This is a genomic window from Sodalis glossinidius str. 'morsitans' (genome assembly GCF_000010085.1).
GTDB lineage: Bacteria > Pseudomonadota > Gammaproteobacteria > Enterobacterales > Enterobacteriaceae > Sodalis > Sodalis glossinidius.
This window is the reverse complement of the sequence record NC_007712.1, coordinates 3,076,492-3,094,685: the sequence shown is the minus strand read 5'-3', so window position 1 is coordinate 3,094,685 and position 18,194 is coordinate 3,076,492. Positions and strand designations below refer to the sequence as shown.

The 18,194-nt window shown below is 53.9% G+C and carries 22 protein-coding genes and 5 pseudogenes; 25 read left to right on the top strand and 2 right to left on the bottom strand.

Annotated elements, in window-relative coordinates; translation table 11 throughout:
- Positions 1-2 precede the first annotated feature (2 nt).
- On the bottom strand, positions 3-347 hold the full coding sequence (locus SGP1_RS16455) for a hypothetical protein (RefSeq protein ID WP_041867112.1): 345 nt from the start codon (positions 345-347) through the stop codon (positions 3-5).
- Between the two features lie 321 nt (positions 348-668).
- Here SGP1_RS16455 and SGP1_RS36680 point away from each other — a divergent pair.
- Positions 669-1,043 (top strand): annotated as a pseudogene (locus SGP1_RS36680) (ORF6N domain-containing protein); the annotation flags it as partial.
- A 684-nt stretch (positions 1,044-1,727) separates the two neighbouring features.
- Here the strand turns inward: SGP1_RS36680 and SGP1_RS30055 are convergent.
- The gene (locus SGP1_RS30055; protein WP_148203551.1) at positions 1,728-1,943 is read right to left on the bottom strand and encodes a YdiH family protein; all 216 of its coding nucleotides are present in this window, start codon (positions 1,941-1,943) and stop codon (positions 1,728-1,730) included.
- A 164-nt stretch (positions 1,944-2,107) separates the two neighbouring features.
- On the opposite strand from SGP1_RS30055, the gene SGP1_RS16445 reads away from it, so the two are divergent.
- From SGP1_RS16445 to SGP1_RS16340, 24 genes and pseudogenes are all read left to right on the top strand, one after another.
- The gene (locus tag SGP1_RS16445) at positions 2,108-2,287 is read left to right on the top strand and encodes a phage holin family protein (protein ID WP_041867111.1); all 180 of its coding nucleotides are present in this window, start codon (positions 2,108-2,110) and stop codon (positions 2,285-2,287) included.
- A pseudogene (locus SGP1_RS16440) lies at positions 2,284-2,780 on the top strand (lysozyme). The gene SGP1_RS16445 and the pseudogene SGP1_RS16440 overlap by 4 nt, the downstream one beginning before the upstream one ends.
- Positions 2,781-2,944: 164 nt before the next feature.
- Entirely contained in the window at positions 2,945-3,634 is a 690-nt protein-coding gene (locus tag SGP1_RS16435; protein ID WP_041867064.1) for a Rha family transcriptional regulator, read from the top strand.
- Positions 3,631-4,023 (top strand): hypothetical protein, encoded by a 393-nt coding sequence (locus tag SGP1_RS16430; RefSeq protein ID WP_011411494.1) that lies wholly within the window; start codon positions 3,631-3,633, stop codon positions 4,021-4,023. The genes SGP1_RS16435 and SGP1_RS16430 overlap by 4 nt, the downstream gene beginning before the upstream one ends.
- Positions 3,917-4,177, top strand: a complete 261-nt coding sequence (gene lysC / locus SGP1_RS36675; RefSeq protein WP_083764761.1) for an Rz1-like lysis system protein LysC — start codon at positions 3,917-3,919, stop codon at positions 4,175-4,177. Before SGP1_RS16430 ends, lysC begins: the two co-directional genes overlap by 107 nt.
- The gene (locus SGP1_RS16420; protein ID WP_011411641.1) at positions 4,155-4,553 is read left to right on the top strand and encodes a DNA-packaging protein; all 399 of its coding nucleotides are present in this window, start codon (positions 4,155-4,157) and stop codon (positions 4,551-4,553) included. Before lysC ends, SGP1_RS16420 begins: the two co-directional genes overlap by 23 nt.
- Positions 4,537-5,991 (top strand): PBSX family phage terminase large subunit, encoded by a 1,455-nt coding sequence (locus SGP1_RS16415; RefSeq protein WP_243466069.1) that lies wholly within the window; start codon positions 4,537-4,539, stop codon positions 5,989-5,991. Before SGP1_RS16420 ends, SGP1_RS16415 begins: the two co-directional genes overlap by 17 nt.
- The gene (locus tag SGP1_RS16410) at positions 5,910-7,334 is read left to right on the top strand and encodes a DUF1073 domain-containing protein (RefSeq protein WP_011411639.1); all 1,425 of its coding nucleotides are present in this window, start codon (positions 5,910-5,912) and stop codon (positions 7,332-7,334) included. The genes SGP1_RS16415 and SGP1_RS16410 overlap by 82 nt, the downstream gene beginning before the upstream one ends.
- 1 nt (position 7,335) lies before the next feature.
- Positions 7,336-7,998 carry a phage head morphogenesis protein gene (locus SGP1_RS16405; RefSeq protein ID WP_011411638.1) on the top strand — a complete coding sequence of 221 codons (663 nt, stop codon included), beginning with the start codon at positions 7,336-7,338 and terminating at the stop codon, positions 7,996-7,998.
- Positions 7,999-8,000: 2 nt separating this feature from the next.
- Positions 8,001-9,242, top strand: coding sequence for a DUF2213 domain-containing protein (locus SGP1_RS16400; RefSeq protein ID WP_011411637.1), 1,242 nt, complete (start codon positions 8,001-8,003; stop codon positions 9,240-9,242).
- Positions 9,239-9,736, top strand: a complete 498-nt coding sequence (locus tag SGP1_RS16395; RefSeq protein WP_011411636.1) for a structural cement protein Gp24 — start codon at positions 9,239-9,241, stop codon at positions 9,734-9,736. The genes SGP1_RS16400 and SGP1_RS16395 overlap by 4 nt, the downstream gene beginning before the upstream one ends.
- A 14-nt stretch (positions 9,737-9,750) precedes the next feature.
- On the top strand, positions 9,751-10,704 hold the full coding sequence (locus SGP1_RS16390; RefSeq protein ID WP_011411635.1) for a DUF2184 domain-containing protein: 954 nt from the start codon (positions 9,751-9,753) through the stop codon (positions 10,702-10,704).
- A gap of 18 nt (positions 10,705-10,722) precedes the next feature.
- Positions 10,723-11,124: a DUF4054 domain-containing protein gene (locus tag SGP1_RS16385; protein WP_011411634.1), complete on the top strand. Its 402-nt coding sequence runs from the start codon at positions 10,723-10,725 to the stop codon at positions 11,122-11,124.
- A complete protein-coding gene (locus SGP1_RS16380) occupies positions 11,121-11,669 on the top strand; it encodes a hypothetical protein (protein ID WP_011411633.1) in 549 nt (182 codons plus the stop codon). Before SGP1_RS16385 ends, SGP1_RS16380 begins: the two co-directional genes overlap by 4 nt.
- Positions 11,656-12,054: a hypothetical protein gene (locus SGP1_RS16375; protein ID WP_011411632.1), complete on the top strand. Its 399-nt coding sequence runs from the start codon at positions 11,656-11,658 to the stop codon at positions 12,052-12,054. Before SGP1_RS16380 ends, SGP1_RS16375 begins: the two co-directional genes overlap by 14 nt.
- Complete coding sequence (locus SGP1_RS34130) at positions 11,999-12,148, top strand: DUF6889 family protein (RefSeq protein WP_148203678.1); 150 nt, start codon at positions 11,999-12,001, stop codon at positions 12,146-12,148. Before SGP1_RS16375 ends, SGP1_RS34130 begins: the two co-directional genes overlap by 56 nt.
- A complete protein-coding gene (locus SGP1_RS16370; RefSeq protein WP_011411482.1) occupies positions 12,141-13,808 on the top strand; it encodes a hypothetical protein in 1,668 nt (555 codons plus the stop codon). Before SGP1_RS34130 ends, SGP1_RS16370 begins: the two co-directional genes overlap by 8 nt.
- Positions 13,781-14,062, top strand: coding sequence for a hypothetical protein (locus SGP1_RS34125; RefSeq protein WP_083764840.1), 282 nt, complete (start codon positions 13,781-13,783; stop codon positions 14,060-14,062). The genes SGP1_RS16370 and SGP1_RS34125 overlap by 28 nt, the downstream gene beginning before the upstream one ends.
- Positions 14,062-14,268, top strand: a pseudogene (locus tag SGP1_RS16365) (phage baseplate protein); the annotation flags it as partial. The gene SGP1_RS34125 and the pseudogene SGP1_RS16365, both read left to right, overlap by 1 nt.
- 47 nt (positions 14,269-14,315) lie before the next feature.
- On the top strand, positions 14,316-15,296 hold the full coding sequence (locus tag SGP1_RS16360) for a phage protein (protein WP_011411481.1): 981 nt from the start codon (positions 14,316-14,318) through the stop codon (positions 15,294-15,296).
- Positions 15,296-16,050 (top strand): annotated as a pseudogene (locus tag SGP1_RS16355) (phage baseplate assembly protein V). Before SGP1_RS16360 ends, SGP1_RS16355 begins: the two are co-directional and overlap by 1 nt.
- Positions 16,051-16,350: pseudogene (locus SGP1_RS16350) on the top strand (hypothetical protein); the annotation flags it as partial.
- Positions 16,350-17,540: a baseplate J/gp47 family protein gene (locus SGP1_RS16345; RefSeq protein WP_011411480.1), complete on the top strand. Its 1,191-nt coding sequence runs from the start codon at positions 16,350-16,352 to the stop codon at positions 17,538-17,540. The pseudogene SGP1_RS16350 and the gene SGP1_RS16345, both read left to right, overlap by 1 nt.
- A complete protein-coding gene (locus tag SGP1_RS16340; protein WP_011409961.1) occupies positions 17,537-18,190 on the top strand; it encodes a DUF2612 domain-containing protein in 654 nt (217 codons plus the stop codon). Before SGP1_RS16345 ends, SGP1_RS16340 begins: the two co-directional genes overlap by 4 nt.
- Positions 18,191-18,194 lie beyond the last annotated feature (4 nt).

The following is an 18,194-nucleotide window of genomic DNA, read 5'->3' as shown; positions in this document are numbered from 1 at the left end:
TGTTACACTGATGCTACAAAAAACGCTTTGATAATCAGTGAGGCTACGCCAGCAATGAGTGCGCTAAGCATCCATCGGATGAGCTTTTGTTCGGAGCGAATACCTGCCATCTCAAGCTGCAAATCTTTGCGAACTAAAGATATTTGAGAATCTATTTTAGTGTCGACTTTCTCGAAACGAGCTGCCATATCTTTACGCACATCCTCTAGGTCTCGCTTAGTAGCGACATCAGCCACTTCGTGAGACTTACGGACTGCAATAGAAATCGCTTTGGCTTGCTCTTTCTTCAAGCCTGACTTTTCCAGCGTTTCTACGAACTCTTGAGTATCAAATGTAACTTGACCCATAGTGATCCTCCTGTTTAAAGCAAGTGTAAGCGATCTAGGCGCTAACCTGCAAAATTTTGCAAGTTCGGTTTGACAATGCATACAGCTATCGAGATACTGACCGCACTAGAATCTAAACAGCGGTTAACCGCACCCGATAGCCATGCGGCTTTTTTATGCCCGTAAAACGGCGTAATTACATCCGAAGGCCGGGTGGAGAGGTGTAATACAATACCCGCAAGGGGAATATGCCCGGAGCGTCTGTTTAGGCTCTAGTTGACACCCGGCTACCAGCCACTAACTGGTAGTCCGAACTGAAACTAAACAGAGAAGGAGCCAGCTATGGCTAATCGCGTATCTACAAAATCCCTGAGCGTCATCACTCATAGAAATATTCCTGTTATTACTACTGAGCTTTTAGCCGAACTTTACGGGACAGAGCCAGCTAGAATTCGCAAAAATCACAACCGTAATGCTGATCGATTTGTTGATGGCAAGCATTTTTACAAAGTAACCGGAAGTGATCTCGATAATTTGAGAGTGTCTTTAAGACACTTGCAAATCTCATCTAAAACTCGCAGTCTCATTCTCTGGACAGAACGCGGTGCGGCACGTCACGCGAAGATGCTCGAAACCGATCAGGCATGGGAAGTGTTCGAGCAACTGGAAGATTGTTACTTCAATACTGAACGCGCTAATAATCCGCCACATTACCAGCCTGAAGCTCGAGAGCCACTAACCGCCGACGATACATCACATCTTGCGCGGCTTATCTGGGGTATGGCAAACGGCTTCCGATTCGAGCGCTCATGGAGCAATGCCATCTGGCACGCACTACGCTATGCGGCGGGCGTCTCTTCTCCACAGCATTTTGGCGTCAGTCATATCCCGATACTCGCGGAAGAGTGCCAACGCATTTACAGCTTCACGAATGCGCTGAAAGAGGTCATGTGTGACGCTGAAAAGCAAGCTGTCCGGCGAGTTCTCAAGAATCGTGAGGATGCGGATGCCGTGGTATCAGAGATGAAGCAACTACTTGATGAAACCAATCAATCGCACAATCTGTTACTGACGAATACGTTAGCACGATGGCAACAAGCGGATATCCAGCATTTCTTACAACGGCATTGACGGCATGAGGCTAAATAACTGATCAAAAGATCAGTAAAATGCTTGACTGTTATAACGTTATAACACATAATAGTTCCATGCTGCGGCAAAAGCGAGCAGGACATGAAGCCTCAACTCCCTCAGGTGGTTGGGGCTTTTGCTATTGACAGCTACTGATTGCTGAATAAAATTATTGGGTCGCACATCTGATTGTTGTCCAGTCCGTATCAGTTTTGCACAGATGTGCGATAGGGCCTCGGCTAATGCCGGGGCTTTTGCTTTCTAAAGGTTTCAGCGCTGACTATCAGCTTTGCATTTTGGACAAAAGCGCGATAGAAACTCGCACAGCCCCGTGGTTTTATCATTGGAATCTGAAGAGTGAAGTAATGCACTGAATTCTGATTCCAGCTGTTCAAACTTTTTCAGGTAATCGGCAGGGCTTAGCTCCTCGGACAGTCTGCGAAGGTATTCAAAAGCAAGTTGATGGGCTGTCGGTTTATTGTTCATGGCGATGTCCTTTTCGTTATGGGTAGGCAGTCTGATAAGTACTGGTAACTCAAGTTAAGCATAATTCGTGTTTGACGCATTTTTCAAGGCTACGCTCCGGCGTGGCCTTTTTTCTGACTGATAGCCACCCCGGACGAGGTAGCGTAATAACTCCAAGAATACCCATGGAAAAATTTACTACCGGCTCTGCCTACAGTTGGGCCCTTGTCACGTGCCTGCTGGGTGCGTTCTCGCTCAGTGAATGGGCATTGATTACCGGTATCGCCTGTACGCTGGCGACCTTTTTGCTGAACTGGATTTATCGGCACAAGGAATACCGTTTTAGGACGAAGCGCGAGCGATGAATCCTGAAATACGCAACCGATTGATAAAAGCCACAGTAGGCGGCGCTATTGCCATGGCCACGGACTTATCCAATGGCACGAAGGCGTACGCTACACCCCGTACCGGGATTCCGGTGGCGTGTTATCGGTCTGCTATGGGCATACCGGTAGCGATATCGTTCCCGGCAAGCGCTACACCGCTACGGAATGCCAGGCCCTGCTGGAGAGTGACCTGAAAGCGGCAATGGCCGTCGTTGACGCTAATGTCACCGCACCACTGACTGAGAGCCAAAAAGCCGCGCTCGCCTCGTTCGTCTACAACGTGGGAAGCGGTGCGTTTGAGTGCTCGACGTTGCTGAAGATGCTGAACGCCGGAGACAGAGTCGGTGCCTGTAACGAGATACGGCGCTGGAAGTATGTTGACGGCAAAGTCTCCAGGGGGCTGGTCAGTCGGAGAGCGGTAGAGCGCGAGCTGTGTCTGAAGTCTCTGTCATTCTTTAATCCAAACCCATGAGCCTCGGCATCGTCCGGGGCTTTTTTTCGCCTGCGCATCCTCGTGCGCATACAACCAAGAGTCTTTCGGGATATGAGCCTGAGACAGAGTGGCGGTTTCATCGCTAACCCCTCTTGGGCCACTCATGTCTGCGAGGCAGGCTCTATCACCAAAAGGAAATAGTGATGCAATTAGTGGAAATAAAGAAATTTGATCTTGTAGCGAATACTATGGCGATTGCTGAGGGTGTTGAGAAAGATCATGACACCATTATCAAGCTTGTTGACCGTAACAAAGCTGATCTGGAAGAGTTTGGGCCACTCGTATTTGAAATCCGTATGGTTGAGAGAAGCCAAGGCGGTGGCAAGCCTCTTCGTGTTGCATTTCTCAACGAGCAGCAAACTACACTCTTAATTACCTACATGCGCAACAATGATGCTGTTCGTGTATTCAAGAAGAAGCGGGTTTCCGAGTTCTTCCGTATGCGCAATGCATTGGCGGGCAAGAAGATGGATCGCAATACCGCCCGGATTGAGTACCGCCCAATGACCGATGCCATCAAACACGAACGCGAAGCTCAGGGGAAAACCATCGCGCCACACCATTTCAGTAACGAGGCTGATTTAATAAACCGCATTGCACTTGGTATGACATCTGCAAAATTTCGTGTCCACCATGAAATAGGCAAGAAAGAATCTATCCGTGACTATCTGACGCCAGAGCAGATCCACTGCATTACCGAACTGCAACGCGCCAATACGGTATTTATTGGCATGGGCTGGGACTTCGAGCAACGCAAGGCCACGCTGATGGGAATATTCAACAAAAACCATCGTCAGCCATTGATTGAAGAACAGCACCGACTGGCAGCATGATGCGCTGGAAACTCCTCACGCTCGCCGCAATGCTGCTCACTATGACAGCTCTCGCTATAGTGGTTAGAATTCAGAGCCTCGACATCACCACCCGCCTAAAGCAGGCTAATCAATCGATGGTCGCCGAGCGTGACGCCGCCCGCGCACAGTTTACCCACTATGAACAGGCGGTAGCGCTGTTCAACCAGATAGCCGGAGCAACACAGGATGCACATCAGCACGCGGTGCAGGACTTTCAGCCGCGCATTATCCAAATACGCGAGGCCCTTACGCCTGAGCGCTGTGCTCGTCTGCCTGTGCCTGCCAGTGCTGTTAACCGGCTGCGGGCGCACGCAGACCAGATACCTGCCCATCCCGCACGCGCCGATACCGGCCACACTGCTCGATGATTGTCCAGCGCCAGTTATCCCGGAGCGCATGACGTGGGGCGACAGCGTGATACTCAACGAGAAGCTGCTGCTGGCATTGGAGATGTGCAATCAGGATAAAGCCGCGCTGAGGCAGATAGAGGATATAAGACATGGGACGACAAACAAAAAATAAAGTCGGTCGCCCGAGTGAGCTTGCACAAAGTCTGGAAAAGGCTAAAGCGTATTTGTTAGGGGACTATGAAAAGCTGGGTGATGTTGTCCCGAGCATCGCCGGATTGGCTTGTTACCTGGGAAAAAGTCGCTCGCGCGTTTATGAATACAGTGAACAGAATGCTGAATTTAAGGACATCTTAGAGGGCATTCTGGCTCTGCAGGAAAATCGCTTAATTAACAAAGGATTACAGGGCGAATTTAACGCAACGATTGCCAAGCTTATGCTGACCAAACATGGCTACTCGGATAAGCAGGAACTGACCGGTAAAGACGGCGGCGCACTTCAGGTAGAGACCAAACCACTCTCCTCACTATTTCATGATGACGACTCTTAATGCTATTTTCCGTCCATTTATTCAGCCACATCGCTACAAGATTGCCAAAGGTGGGCGGGGAAGCGGTAAATCATGGGCTATCGCACGGTTACTGGTAGAAATAGCGCGACGAGGCACTTATCGCTTTCTTTGCGCACGTGAGTTCCAGGCCAGTATGGCCGATTCTGTTATCCAGTTGATTGCAGACACTATCCAGCGCGAAGGTTATCTGAAGGAGTTCGAGATTCAGAAAGCGTATATCCGCCATCTTGCCACCGATAGCCTGTTTATGTTTTACGGTATAAAAAATAACGTTACCAAAATTAAATCGCTGGAAGGCATTGATATTGCGTGGGTAGAAGAAGCTGAAGCGGTGACCAAGGAGAGCTGGGATATTCTTATCCCCACTATCCGCAAACCGGGCAGTGAAATCTGGGTTAGCTTTAATCCGAAGAATATCCTCGACGACACCTATCAACGCTTTGTTGTCAATCCACTGGATGATATCTGCCTGCTGACGGTGCATTACACCGACAATCCCCATTTCCCTGAAGTACTCCGCCTGGAAATGGAGGAATGCAAGTGCAAGGACTATGACCTGTATCTGCATATCTGGGAAGGGGAGCCGGTCGCGGACAGCGACCTGGCGATTATCAAGCCGTTGTGGATTGCTGCGGCGGTCGATGCGCATATGACGCTGGGATTTGACGCTGTGGGAGAAAAGCGTCTCGGCTTCGACGTTGCTGATGAAGGTGAAGACTGCAACGCCTTGTGCTTTGTGCAGGGCTCAGTCGTGCTAGACCTTGATGAATGGCATCGAGGCGATGTGATTGCTTCCTCCAATCGGGTTAATCGCTACGCGATAGAGCGTGGCATCACCTGCATTATCTACGACTCTATCGGTGTAGGCGCTGGCGTCAAGGCACACCTGAAGCGGATAGCCGCCATCAACGTTAAAGGGTTTAACGCCGGTGAAGCGGTCAAAGATCCTGATGCACTGTATATGCCGGGAAAAACAAATAAAGATATGTTCGCCAACATTAAGGCACAGGCGTGGTGGGCGGTACGAGAGCGATTCTATAAAACATGGCGCTGCATTGAGGCCAAAAAACAGGATCCCAAAGCGGCATTGCTCTACCCAACAGATGAACTCATCAGCCTGTCAACGACGAACATCAAAAGACTGGAATACCTGAAGGCGGAATTATCCCGGCCTCGGGTGGATTACGACAATAACGGACACGTCAAGGTTGAGAGTAAAAAAGACATGAAAAAAGAGGCATTCCCTCACCGAATATGGCGGATGCGCTCATTATGGCTTTTGCGCCGACAGATCGCGCCTTGGATACATGGGCATTGCTGGGGAGAAAGGCTTAAATGTCACGAAAACGCCATGCCCGCCATCAGGCGAAAAATCATGCCATCAGGCAACACACCGTGGATGGTTACGAAAACTTAACGGCGCGTCTGGGGATAAGAGCCCCCAATCTCAGCAGTGACGGCACGTATTTTCCCAGTTTCACCTCACGTAACCGGACGTTGGTGGAATTTGCCTATCGCTCCTCCTGGCTGATTGGCGCAGCAGTGGACACCATTGCCGACGATATGACGAAAAAAGGCGTCAGCATCACCTCGCAGGTCGCGCCTCAGGCAAGAGGCCGGCTGGAAGGGCGCTGGGAAGCGTTGGCGCTCTGGAATGCACTTAACGATACCCTCAAGTGGTCGCGGCTCTATGGCGGAGCAATCAGTGTCATTCTGATTGACGGACAGGATATGAGCCAGCCGTTACGCATGGAAACCATTGGGCGAGATGCGTTCAAAGGTGTACTTCCCCTTGACCGTTGGATGCTGAACCTAACGAGTACCGAAATAATTACCGATCTCGGGCCTGATTTGGGCAAGCCCAGGTTTTACGAGGTGGTCGGTACTGCCCAGGGCATTCCCGGTTGGAAAATACATCATAGCCGCGTGATACGCATGGACGGTATTGGCCTACCTTACCAACAGGCGTACACGGAAAACGGTTGGGGCATGTCGGTGATTGAGCGCATTTATGATCGCCTGTTGGCTTATGACAGTGCCAGTACGGGCGTGGCTCAACTGATCCACAAGGCGCACCTGCGTACCTATAGCATAGACAAGCTGCGCGAAATCCTTGGCATGGGCGGAGAGCTTGAGGCTGGACTGATGAAGCACCTCGATATGATCCGCCTGTTCCAGTCCATTGAGGGCATGACCATCATGGACACCCAGGATGAATTCCAGACGCATTCTTACTCATTTAGCGGACTTTCTGATGTGCTGGCACAGTTTGCCCAGCAAATTGCTGGTGCATCGGGGATCCCGCTGGTGCGCCTGTTTGGTCAGTCTCCTGCCGGATTTTCAACCGGGGAGACTGATCTGGCCAACTACTATGACAATGTCAGTACCTTGCAGGCGCGTAGACTGCGTCGGCCTGTCAGACGCCTGTTTGAAATCCTGCATCGTTCTGAGTTTGGTACGCCCTTGCCTGATGACTTCGCCTTTGAGTTTACGCCGCTCTGGCAGATGAAGGAGACCGACCGGGCTACGGTGGCACTGAATACCATCGAGGCACTGAGTAAAGCGGTAGAAAATGATTTGATGCCATTACACGTCGCCCGTGCAGAGTTGCGTGATGCGGCGAAAATGACCGGCATCGGTGCCAACATCAGTGATGAGGACATTGAGGATGCGAAAGACATCGACCCGCCCGCGTCCGGCGATTTCCACGCGCCAGACCTCGACGCGACAGGAAAGGCTTTACGCGACCCAACTGCGTAAGGTGGCGCAGGCGGTGGGCGATATCGTCAACGGCACTTACGATAGCTCACAAATCTCCGCGCGGGACGCGACACAACGACTCCGCCAGTATGCCGACATCATCAGTCCATGGGCCGAAACCGTGGCCACGCGTATGCTGAACGGCGTCGCACACCAAGAGGAAAAACAATGGCGTACGCTATCCCGTGACATTTCGGCAGAACTGCGCCATCAAATGAAAAACACCGCCATTGGTCAGGCGGCCCGCAGCATTATTGAGGAAAATATCCAGTGGATGAAGTCTGCCCCACTGCATGCGGCTGACCGGATCGCGGATATCCAATCTCAGGCTATCGAAGCCATGATCCGCGGCGAGCGCCCCACCGCATTGATGGACGCTCTTTTGCGTACCGGAGAGGTGGCCAAATCCCGCGCCAGACTGATTTCCCGCACGGAAATTGCTCGTGCCACCCAGGCACTGACACAGGCGCGGGCCACGGCTATCGGCTCTGAGGGCTATATCTGGCGCACGGCCCATGATCCTGATGTTCGTCATTCTCATGCCCATATGGAAGGCACGTTTGTGCGCTGGGAAAATCCGCCTACGCTGGACGGCATGACCGGTCATGCGGGCACGTTACCCAATTGCCGCTGTTACTGCGACGTCGTGATACCGGAAAACTAACCATGAAATATTTCTTTAAGACGCGGCTGGGGGAAACCCGTTACCTCATGGCTGATGGCTCGCTATTGTGCGAAGCCGTCCCCGTCGCCCGCACCGGGAGCCAGATTTATCCAGCGATCCACATTCCTCATATTGAACCGGACAGCGACGGTGATATTGACGTCATCCGAACGCCTGATGCGGTTTTTAACCCCGCGTCGATGGCATCGTTTGAAGGTATCGCCGTGGTGATTAACCATCCTCGGGATGCTCGCGGTGACATCCTGTTCATTGCGCCAGACAACTGGCAAAGCCTGGCGCAGGGGCATGCGCAGAATATCCGCCGGGGCACCGGTGAACAGGCGGATCTACTGCTCGCCGATCTGGTGATTAAAAACGACGCCGCCATTCGTGCTATTGACGCTGGGCTGCGTGAGATTTCATGCGGCTACGACGCCGACTATATCCAGACGGGTGTCGGTAAAGCCGAGCAAATCAATATTGTGGGTAACCATATCGCGCTTGTCCCTGAAGGACGGGCTGGGAAACGTTGTTCAATTGGAGACAGTCAATCTATGACAACCAAAAATACAGGCTGGTTTACCAGCTTAAGGCGCGCCATTAAAACGGGGGATTCGGTGGAGGCGGAAGCCTTGCTTAAAAATGCACCGGACAATCTCACCGGCGATGACGCTGTTGAAACGCCTACCGTGATTTTAAAGGTGGAGGCGGCAGAAAAAACTGAGTCAGACACGCCTACCGCCGATGAAAACGAGACCGGCATAGCCGAACGGCTCGCCGCACTGGAAACGGCGCTGCAATCCATTCTCGAGAAACTGACGCCGTCATCAACGACGGTTGATGAAACCACAGAAGAAGAGGAAGAAAAGGACACGCGCCGATTGACCGGCGACGCGGCTTATCAACAGTATGTGGTCGCCCGTGCTGAACTGATTCTGCCCGGCTTCTCTCTGCCTGAGGGGGCCAAGCCGGGAACACTCAAGCGGCAGGTATTAAGTACCGCCTGCAAGACCACCGATGGCAAGGCGTTACTTGCCTCACTGACTGACGCTGATGCCGATTTTATGACGATGCCCTTCGCCACCGTCGACAGCGTTTTTAACGGCGCCAGTGAAATTGCCCGCTGGCGCAATAACGCCAAACAGCAGATGCCCGCCTTCAATCTAGCCGGGTGTAGCAACACCATCGCCGAACTGAATAAAACCAAAGCAGATTTCTGGAAAAACAAAGGAGCCACGGCATGACCGGTTCATCGATTCTCTTTACGCCCGATTTCGGGTACGCCGGCGCATTAACGCGGCCTTCCCATTCCACTGTCGAGCCGGTAGTGATGAGCACCGACAAACCCTTCGCCGGTGACGGCCTGATGGGAAAAAAGGTAGCCGGTAAATTTGTGCCTATCTCGGAAGGGGATGCGGTCACCGTTTTTTTCGGTATTCGTGTGCGCTCTTATCCGTTTATGTCGGACAGCGATTTGGCACGACAGCTAACCACACCGTACAACCATACCGGGGATGCGCTGACCCGCGGCTATATCGCCGTCAAGGTCAATGCGGGCACGGTCACGGATAACGTCCCCGTTTTTGTCCGCGTCAAGGGTGGCACCAAAGAGAAACCGATCGGCGGCTTTGAAGCCGAGGCCGACAAGACCGAAGGCAACACGGTAGCGCTCACCAACGCCCGGTTTATCGGTGCTGCAGATGCTAATGGCATCGCAGAAGTGGCCTTCAACATTTAAGGAACGCACACGTCATGTATACGTTTGACCAAAAGACTTTTGATCATAAGACCGCCGACAGTGCGGGCGCTTTTTTACTGGGCCAGCTTGAACGGCTGGATCAAACCCTTAACCTGCCGCTGCTGGCCTATACCTGGAGCCGCGACGTTAATCTGCGTGAGGATGTCTCCATTGCGGATGAAATGGCGAGTTTCACCAACAGCAGCTTTGCCGCGCCCAGCTCTGTTGGTGCGGATGGCGAATCGTGGATCAGCCACAGTACCAATGTCATTGCCGGTATTGACCTCGATATTAATAAAACCACACTGCCTCTGACTCCCTGGTCACGTCAATTAAGCTGGACGGTATTTGAACTGGCGTCGGCTATGCAGCTAGGCCGACCCGTCGATTCACAAAAGCTGGATGCGATGAATCAGGTCTATCAGCTTAATGTTGACCGCCAGGTCTATGTTGGCAGCAAGCTTCTCAGTGTGCAGGGGCTGCTCAATCAAGCGAGCGTGAAAAGGTCCAAAGCGGGCAAACCATGGAAACAGAGTACTGCCGATGAAATTCGCGCGGCTATCGATGCCGGCTTGACAACCGCATGGAAACAGACCGGACGGGCGGTGGTACCGGATAAGATGCTGGTGTCTCCCGATGAGTACGCCCTGCTGGTCAGCACCATAGTTTCCTCGGCAGGTAACCGGTCGTTGCTGGATTACCTGAACGAGAACACTATTGCGTTCAAACAGAATGGCAAGCCACTGGATATTCAGCCGGTGAAATGGCTTGAGAAGGGTGACGAATTCACTGCCAATCGCGCCGTGCTCTACAGCCAGGATCGCAAGTACGTGCAGTTCCCGTTGGTGCCGCTACAGCGCACGCCGATGGAATACCGGGACTTACGCCAGATTGTCACCTACTACAGCAAGGTGGGGGCGGTGGAGCTGCGCTACAGCGATACCATGCATTATGTAGACGGCATTTGATGAGGAGGCGGCGGGATAATGGCTAATCCATCCATGCCAACGATTGAAACGTTTAGAGCCGACTTTCCCGTCTTCGCTGATCCCCTGCGCTACCCCGATCCACAAATCCGGTTCCGCCTGGATCTGGCGGATATGTTGCTGGATGAGAAACGGCTGGGCAAACTGTTTGTGTATCTGGTGGAGCTGTTTGTAGCGCACTATCTTACCCTGTTCGCCGCAGATAACCGTTCGGCGGTAATCGGTGGGGCAGGGGGAGCGAATAGTGGCATTGTGTCGTCAAAATCCGTCGATAAGGTCAGTGTGAGCTATGACAGCAGTGCCACACTTAACCCCAGCGCGGGATTTTGGAATAACACACGCTATGGCGCGGAGTTCTACCAGTATCTGTGCCTGTTGGGTGCCGGAGGGCGGCAGCTATGAAAAGCGGTGTTAGGTTGAAGGTAGATAAGGCGCAATCCCTTCTGGAGGCGCTTAAAACGCTCGGTAACCGAGATGTGTTGGTGGGCATTCCCGCCGCTGACTCTGCGCGTGATGATGTCCCCTTCGGCAATGCCGGCATTGGCTATATCAATGAACATGGCTCTCCCGCGCAAAATATTCCGGCCAGACCCCATCTGCAACCCGGCGTTAAATCGGTGCAGGATAAAACGCTACCCCTGTTGAAACAGGCCGCGCTTTTTACGCTTGACGGCAATATATCGGGCGCCGAGAGGTTGCTTAATCAGGCCGGGGCTACCGCAACAGATGGGGTAAGACGTTTTATTACCGCCTCAAACTTCATTCCGCTGGCGGACAGTACGGTAGCCGCCCGCGCCCGTAGGGGAAGGAAAGGTGCCAAAGCTGAACTTGAAAGCCGTGCTGCGGGTAACGCACCTGATAATGCAAACGCCAGACCACTTATCGACACCGGGCAGTATCGGCGGTCGATCACTTACGTCGTGAGGGATAAAAATGCCAAATCTTGATGTAACAGACGTCCTGTTTGATCCCGACTTCTGTGATACTCATCTAGTGGTCACTCGCCGGTTTCAGCAGACGGATGCAGATGGCATCACGACCAGTGCGGAAGAACACTCTGGCTTTTCGGGTGTGGTGACGGTTGATCGCTCACTGGAAAACCGCCGAATGCAGGCCGGCCAGGTGATCAGCGGCGCCATATTGGTGGTGACGACGGAACGCCTGAGCAGCGGAGAAACGGGACGTGATGCTGATATTGTCACGTATCAGAATCGCGATTATCGGGTGACGTTTGTTGACCTCTATACGGCGTACGGTGCGGGCTTTGTGCAGGCGCATTGTGAATTGCTGCCCTTTTATCCCTTATACCGCCCTGAAAGATGGCTCGATTGATTTGGCTGATATCGCACGCATGAACGACTGGATTGGGTTAACACAGGATAACGAAGCGCGGATAGCGCGATGGAGAGAGACAAACCGTGACTAATGTTGACACTATCCGCGACTTCCTCGTCAGCCTCAGTTTTCAGGTGGATGAATCGGGGATGCGGAAATTTGAGCGCATCCTCACCGGCGTCACCGCTAATGTGTTAAAGCTGGGCGTGGCAGTCGAGGGGGCAGCGCTGTCCGTACTGAGTTTTACCACACAGATAGCCGCTGGACTGGATAAGGTGTACTGGGTGTCACAACGTACCGGTGCCAGTGCGGCGGGCATAAAGGCATTGGGCTATGCGGCAGCCCAAACCGGCAGCAGTGCCGAAGCAGCGCAGGGCGCGCTGGAGAGCCTGGCGCGATTGATGCGCAATACCCCCGGTGCAGAAGGCTTCCTGAACTGCCTGGGGGTGCAAACACGGGATGCCCGCGGACGGATGCGTGACATGTCGGCGATCTTTACCGGTGTCGGGCAAAAACTCGGCCAGATGCCCTATTACCGGGCAAACCAGTATGCACAAATGCTGGGCATCGATGAAAATACCTTGATGGCGATGCGCAGGGGATTGAACGGCTTTACGGCGGATTATCAGTCTATGCTAAGCCGTACCGGTTTTAACGCAGAAAAAGCCGCTGCGCAGTCTAATAAGTTCATGACGGCCATGAAGGGGCTAACGGCGTTATTCGGTATCCTGCGCGATAAGGTCGGCGCAAATCTGGCCGGGGGACTGGCGGGCTTTCTGGACGACCTGAGAAAGAAAATACTCGAAAACTTTCCCAAAATCGAAGACGTGTTGACCCGGATCGTCCGGGGAATGATCCGCGCTGGTGAGATGGTGGGCCGCGTTATCTGGCGCCTGATACAGGCAGCGGGCCAAATTTTTGACTGGTGGCACCGCCTGGATGGTCAGAGCAAAAAGGTGATAACCACGTTTGGAGCCTTGACTGCCGCGATATGGGCGCTGAACCGGGCGTTTTTCTCCTCGCCGATGGACATCATTACCGGGCTGGCAGCCGCGATATTATTGCTGTGGGATGATTACCAGACCTGGAAGGAAGGGGGAACGTCCTTTATTGACTGGTCGACGTGGGGATCGGAAATCGAACAGGCGAAAAAGGCGTTCGCGTGGATAGGCGATAAAATCACCGGACTGGTTAACGATGTCGGGGGCTGGCAAAACACCCTGAACATGCTCGCCACCTTTATCGCCGGCGCCTGGGTATCAAAAGTCCTCGGTGCGTTCGGCAAGATTGCCGGTCTGCCCATCCCTCCCTGGTTAAAACTCTGGGGACTGTATGCCGGTTATCTGGTCTCAGACAGAGAAAACATTGTCACCAGCGCCAAAGCGTCCTGGGACTACAACACCCGACAGATAAAACGTGGCGTGGGCGATAGCCTGAAAGCGCTAGGGATAGATAACGCCTGGGCCAGCAAACATCGCGGCGATGCTTCCGCCGATCCACTGGCGCTCCCGCACGGGATCCGCAACAACAATCCGGGGGATCTGAATTATGCGGGGCAGGCGGGCGCAGAAAGAGAGTCGCCCGGTGGCCGCTTTGCCCGCTTTCAGACGCCGTTTGAGGGGCTGCGGGCCATGGTCTCAACACGATTGAAAAAATCATCAACACCTGGGCACCGGGAAGTGAAAACAACACGGGCGCCTATATTGCGGCGATATCCCGCCAGTTGGGAGTCGCCCCGGATGCGGCGCTGAACCTGGGCAATCCTCAGCTGATAGCGTCGCTGATGGGCGGCATTATTCAGCATGAGAATGGGCGTAATCCCTATAGCAGTGAACTGATTGACCGTGCGGCGCTCGCGGGGATAGGCGGGAAAAGTCTTCAGCAAGAAACGACGATTAATGTCTATGGCGCAAGCGATCCGGCGACCACCGGCACGGATATCGCCGACAGGCAGACCGGTGTTAACGCCCGCTTGATTGGGCAGTTCAGGCAGAGGGCCTACTGATGGATATTCTTTCCACACTGTTCTCGCAGCCCTCGCGCAAAATTGGGTTGTTGGTGCCGGATGTGGTGATTTCGGAGAAACACCAGGACCAGCTTGACATCACCGAGCATCCGGTGGAAATCGGCGCTGAAATCGCTGACCACGCCTATCAGCGGCCCGCTGAGCTGACGATGGAGGTGGGGTTTGCCGGCGGCGGCTCACTGCTCTGGATAACCGATTAATCCGCACTGGCAGTTTTTTTACGGAAAACACCATGCCTCAGAACTGGATAAGACAATGCTCGCTGATCGTCGCCGATGAAAAAGGTGAGGGTATCGAACTGTCCGCCTTTCGCACCACGTTCAGTATTTCATGGCCGGATACACGCTGGCCGCGCACGGCCGTGTTTAAAGTCTGGAACCTGAAACCGGAGACGGTGAATCGCATTCAGGCGGACGAGTTTGCTCGTGTGCAATTAATGGCAGGGTATCAGGATAACACGGGGTTGATTTTCACCGGAAACATCTGCTATTCCCTGACCGGCAGAGATAACCCGACCGATACCTTTGTGATGATTCAGGCGGTCGATGCCCATGATGCTTACGATTACGCCACTCTTAATACAACCCTGGGTGCAGGCCATACCCAAGCCGAACAACACCAGACGCTACTCACTGGCCTGGCCCCCTACGGTATTGTGAAAGGCACGACGCCTGATTTTGAGGCGACGCGCTTTCCCCGTGGAAAAACCTACTTTGGCATGGCGCGGGATGCGATAGATAACCTCGCAGGGCAGTGTCGCGCGTCCTGGCAATATATCAACGGACAGCTGGTGATGGTACCGGAAGAGACCTACGTGCAGGAGGCGGTGGTGCTCAACAGCGCCACAGGGCTGATAGGTTTGCCGCAGCAGACGATTGAGGCCGGTGTCAATGTTCGCTGTCTCATCAACCCGACAATTCAGGTGAATGGCCTTATCCTGCTGGATGAAGCGCTGGTTTACCGCACGATGTTACCCGAACGCGATATTGCCGCGGTGCCGGGCCGGATAGGGACGGTCAATCATGGCAGCGTGCAACAGACCGAAGGGGCATTATCGCCACCGGCGAGCCTGGCGACCGATGGGGCGTATATTGTGAAGAATATTACCTACAGCGGCGATACGCGGGGTAAAGCCTGGTATATGGATCTGGTGTGCGTGGCGAAAGGCGCGGCGGATTTGATGAAAACCTCAACACTGAACAAGGTGGGATAATGACGATTTCCGTATCAGAACGCGCGGGGGATAAGCAGGCGCTGCTTGAGGTCCTGCGCCACACTATATTGTCCCAGCTGCGGGTCGCTCTGCCGGGGATTATTCAGTCATTTGATGCGGAGGCTATCACCTGCACGGTACAACCGGCAATTAAGGGTGTTATCAGTGACGCGCAAGGCCGAGCGCAGTCTGTCGCGTTGCCGTTACTGGTAGATGTTCCTGTCATTTTCCCTCGTGGCGGTGGCGTTACGCTGACGTTTCCTGTTGCCGCAGGTGATGAATGTCTGGTGGTGTTTGCTGACCGCTGCATCGATTTCTGGTGGCAGAACGGCGGCGTGCAGGAAACGATTGACTAACGTCAACATGATTTGCCGGATGCGTTTGCGTTTGTTGGCCCACAGTCGCAGGCAAAAAAATCAGTGGTATCAGCGTGCATGCCGCCCAGCTGCGCAGTGATGATGGTGCTGCCTTTGTCGGGGTGGCGGCGGGACACGCCATTACCGTTACCACACCGGGTACCTTAAAGGCCACGGCGCAGGGCGGTGTGGACGTCACTGCGCCGACCATTGTGCTCAATGGCAATGTCACCATCAATGGCAATCTGTCGCAGGGCATGGGGGATAGCGGGGGAAGCGCCAGCATCAACGGCCCGGTCAGTGTGAAAAACGACATTACGGTGGCGGGTATCAGCCTGACAAACCATGTGCATACCGGCGTTCAGTCCGGTGGCAGTAAGACGGGTAAACCGCAATGAGATACCGATCTGGTAAACAGCCCTGAGTGTGTTGCCCAGGCGGTGAAAACGCGTCTTGAATTATGGCGCGGGCAATGGTTTCTGGATAGCGAGGAGGGGACGCCCTGGCGTCAGGCGGTGCTGGGTAAGCATAACACTGAGGCTTACGGTCTGGCCATCAAGCAGCGTATTCTTAACACCCCCGGCGTCCGTGGTATCAACGATTTTAACGCGATTACCTCCCACGAAACCCGAAAAATTACCGTGACCGTGCGGATACAGACGCTCTACGGCGAGACCGCAGTCATAAGCGAGGTCTAATGCTCCCTCTCGATACCCTTGGCCTATCGGCGACCGTCACCGACAGCGGCATCACTGCACCTGATTATCAGACGATACTGCAACAGCTCACCGGCTATTTTCGCCAGATTTACGGCCGGGAGTGCTATCTGTCGCCGGACAGCAAGGACGGCCAGATGATAGCGATTTACGCGCTGGCTCTCCACGATGCCAACAACGCGGTTATCGCCGCCTACAACAGCTTTAGCCCCATGACCAGTACCGGCGCGGCCCTGTCTAACACGGTGGCGATTAACGGTATCACCCGGCATGCCTCGGGGTATTCCCAGGCTGATGTCCTGCTGACCGGTCAGGTTGGCACCGTTATTACCCACGGCAGCGTAAGCGACCGCAATGGCCAGACCTGGCGCCTGCCTGAGCGGGTGACTTTCGATACGCACGGTGAGGCCAGAGTGACCGCCGTCTGTACGGCAGCCGGTAATATCACGGCGGCTCCCGGCGATATCAGCGACATAGCGACCCCGACGCGGGGGTGGCAGACGGTGACCAACCCGGCCGCTGCCACACCCGGCAGGCCGGTTGAGCGGGACAGCGCATTACGTGCTCGGCAGAAGAAATCCGTTGCCTTACCGTCGCGCACGGTGCTGGACGGTATTCAGGGCGCGGTCAGTTTACTGCCCGGTGTGGTACGGTTGCGGGGATTTGAAAATGATACGGGCGAGACAGATAAAAACGGCCTGCCAGCGCACTCTATTGCCATGATAGTTGATGGCGGTGATGTCAATGCGATTGCCCAGGCGATAGCGTTGAAAAAAACGCCTGGCGCAGGCACCTATGGCGATACCCTGGTCAAGGTCATCGACCGTTACGGTTTGCCGAAAGATATCCGCTTTTCCCGTCCTCGCGAAGTCAACGTGGCGGTGGAAATAACCCTGACTGCCTTTACCGGCTACACTACGCTAACCGGCGATAAAATCCGCTCAGCGGTGGCGGCCTACATTAACCAGCAGCTGATTGGCGATAATCTTTATCTGACGCGTCTGTATCTGCCGGCCAATCTGCCCGGTGACGAAGAAGGACAGACCTACGACATCACGGCAATAAAAATCGGGCGCTCGGCCCAAGCGGTTAAAGAAGAGAATCTGCTTGTGGCCTTCAATGAGGCGCTCAGCGGCACAACCGAGCATCTCACTTTGGTGGTGACCACATGAGGGATTACACCGACTTCGTGACGCCGCAGCATTGGGCGGCGCCAAAGTTTGTGCGCCATATCCAGCTTATGACGCGGCCGCTTCAAGATATCGCCGCGCTGGCGGGCCAGCTTAACGCGCTGTTCAGCCTGGAGGGCGCCTTTGGGAAACAACTGGATGCCATCGGAGAGTGGATAGGGCTATCGCGCTATGTGAAAACACCGATTACCGGGGTGTATTTTGCCCTCGATACTGACCGGGTGGGATTCGACCAGGGCAGCTGGAAAAGGCGCTTTGATGCCGACAGCGGTTTTACCGAGCTGGATGATGAGACCTACCGCGCCATACTGCGGGCCAAAATTCGAGCCAATCACTGGGACGGTACCTGTGAGATGTTGGCGGCTATTTATCAAGGGGTGATACCGGATAGAACGGTGAATATCTTCTTTACCGACAATCAGGATATGTCGATGGACGTCTATCTGACCGGCGGGGTGGTGCCTGAAGTCATCAAGGCGGTAATACGTCAGGGGTATCTCAATATCAAACCAGAAGGGGTGAAGCTCAATGCCTACAGTGGCTCAGAGGGCGACAACGGCATTTTTGGTTTTGATATCCGTAATGGTTATGTGGATGGATTTGATACCGGCAGCTGGTCGGTAAAACTGTAAGGAA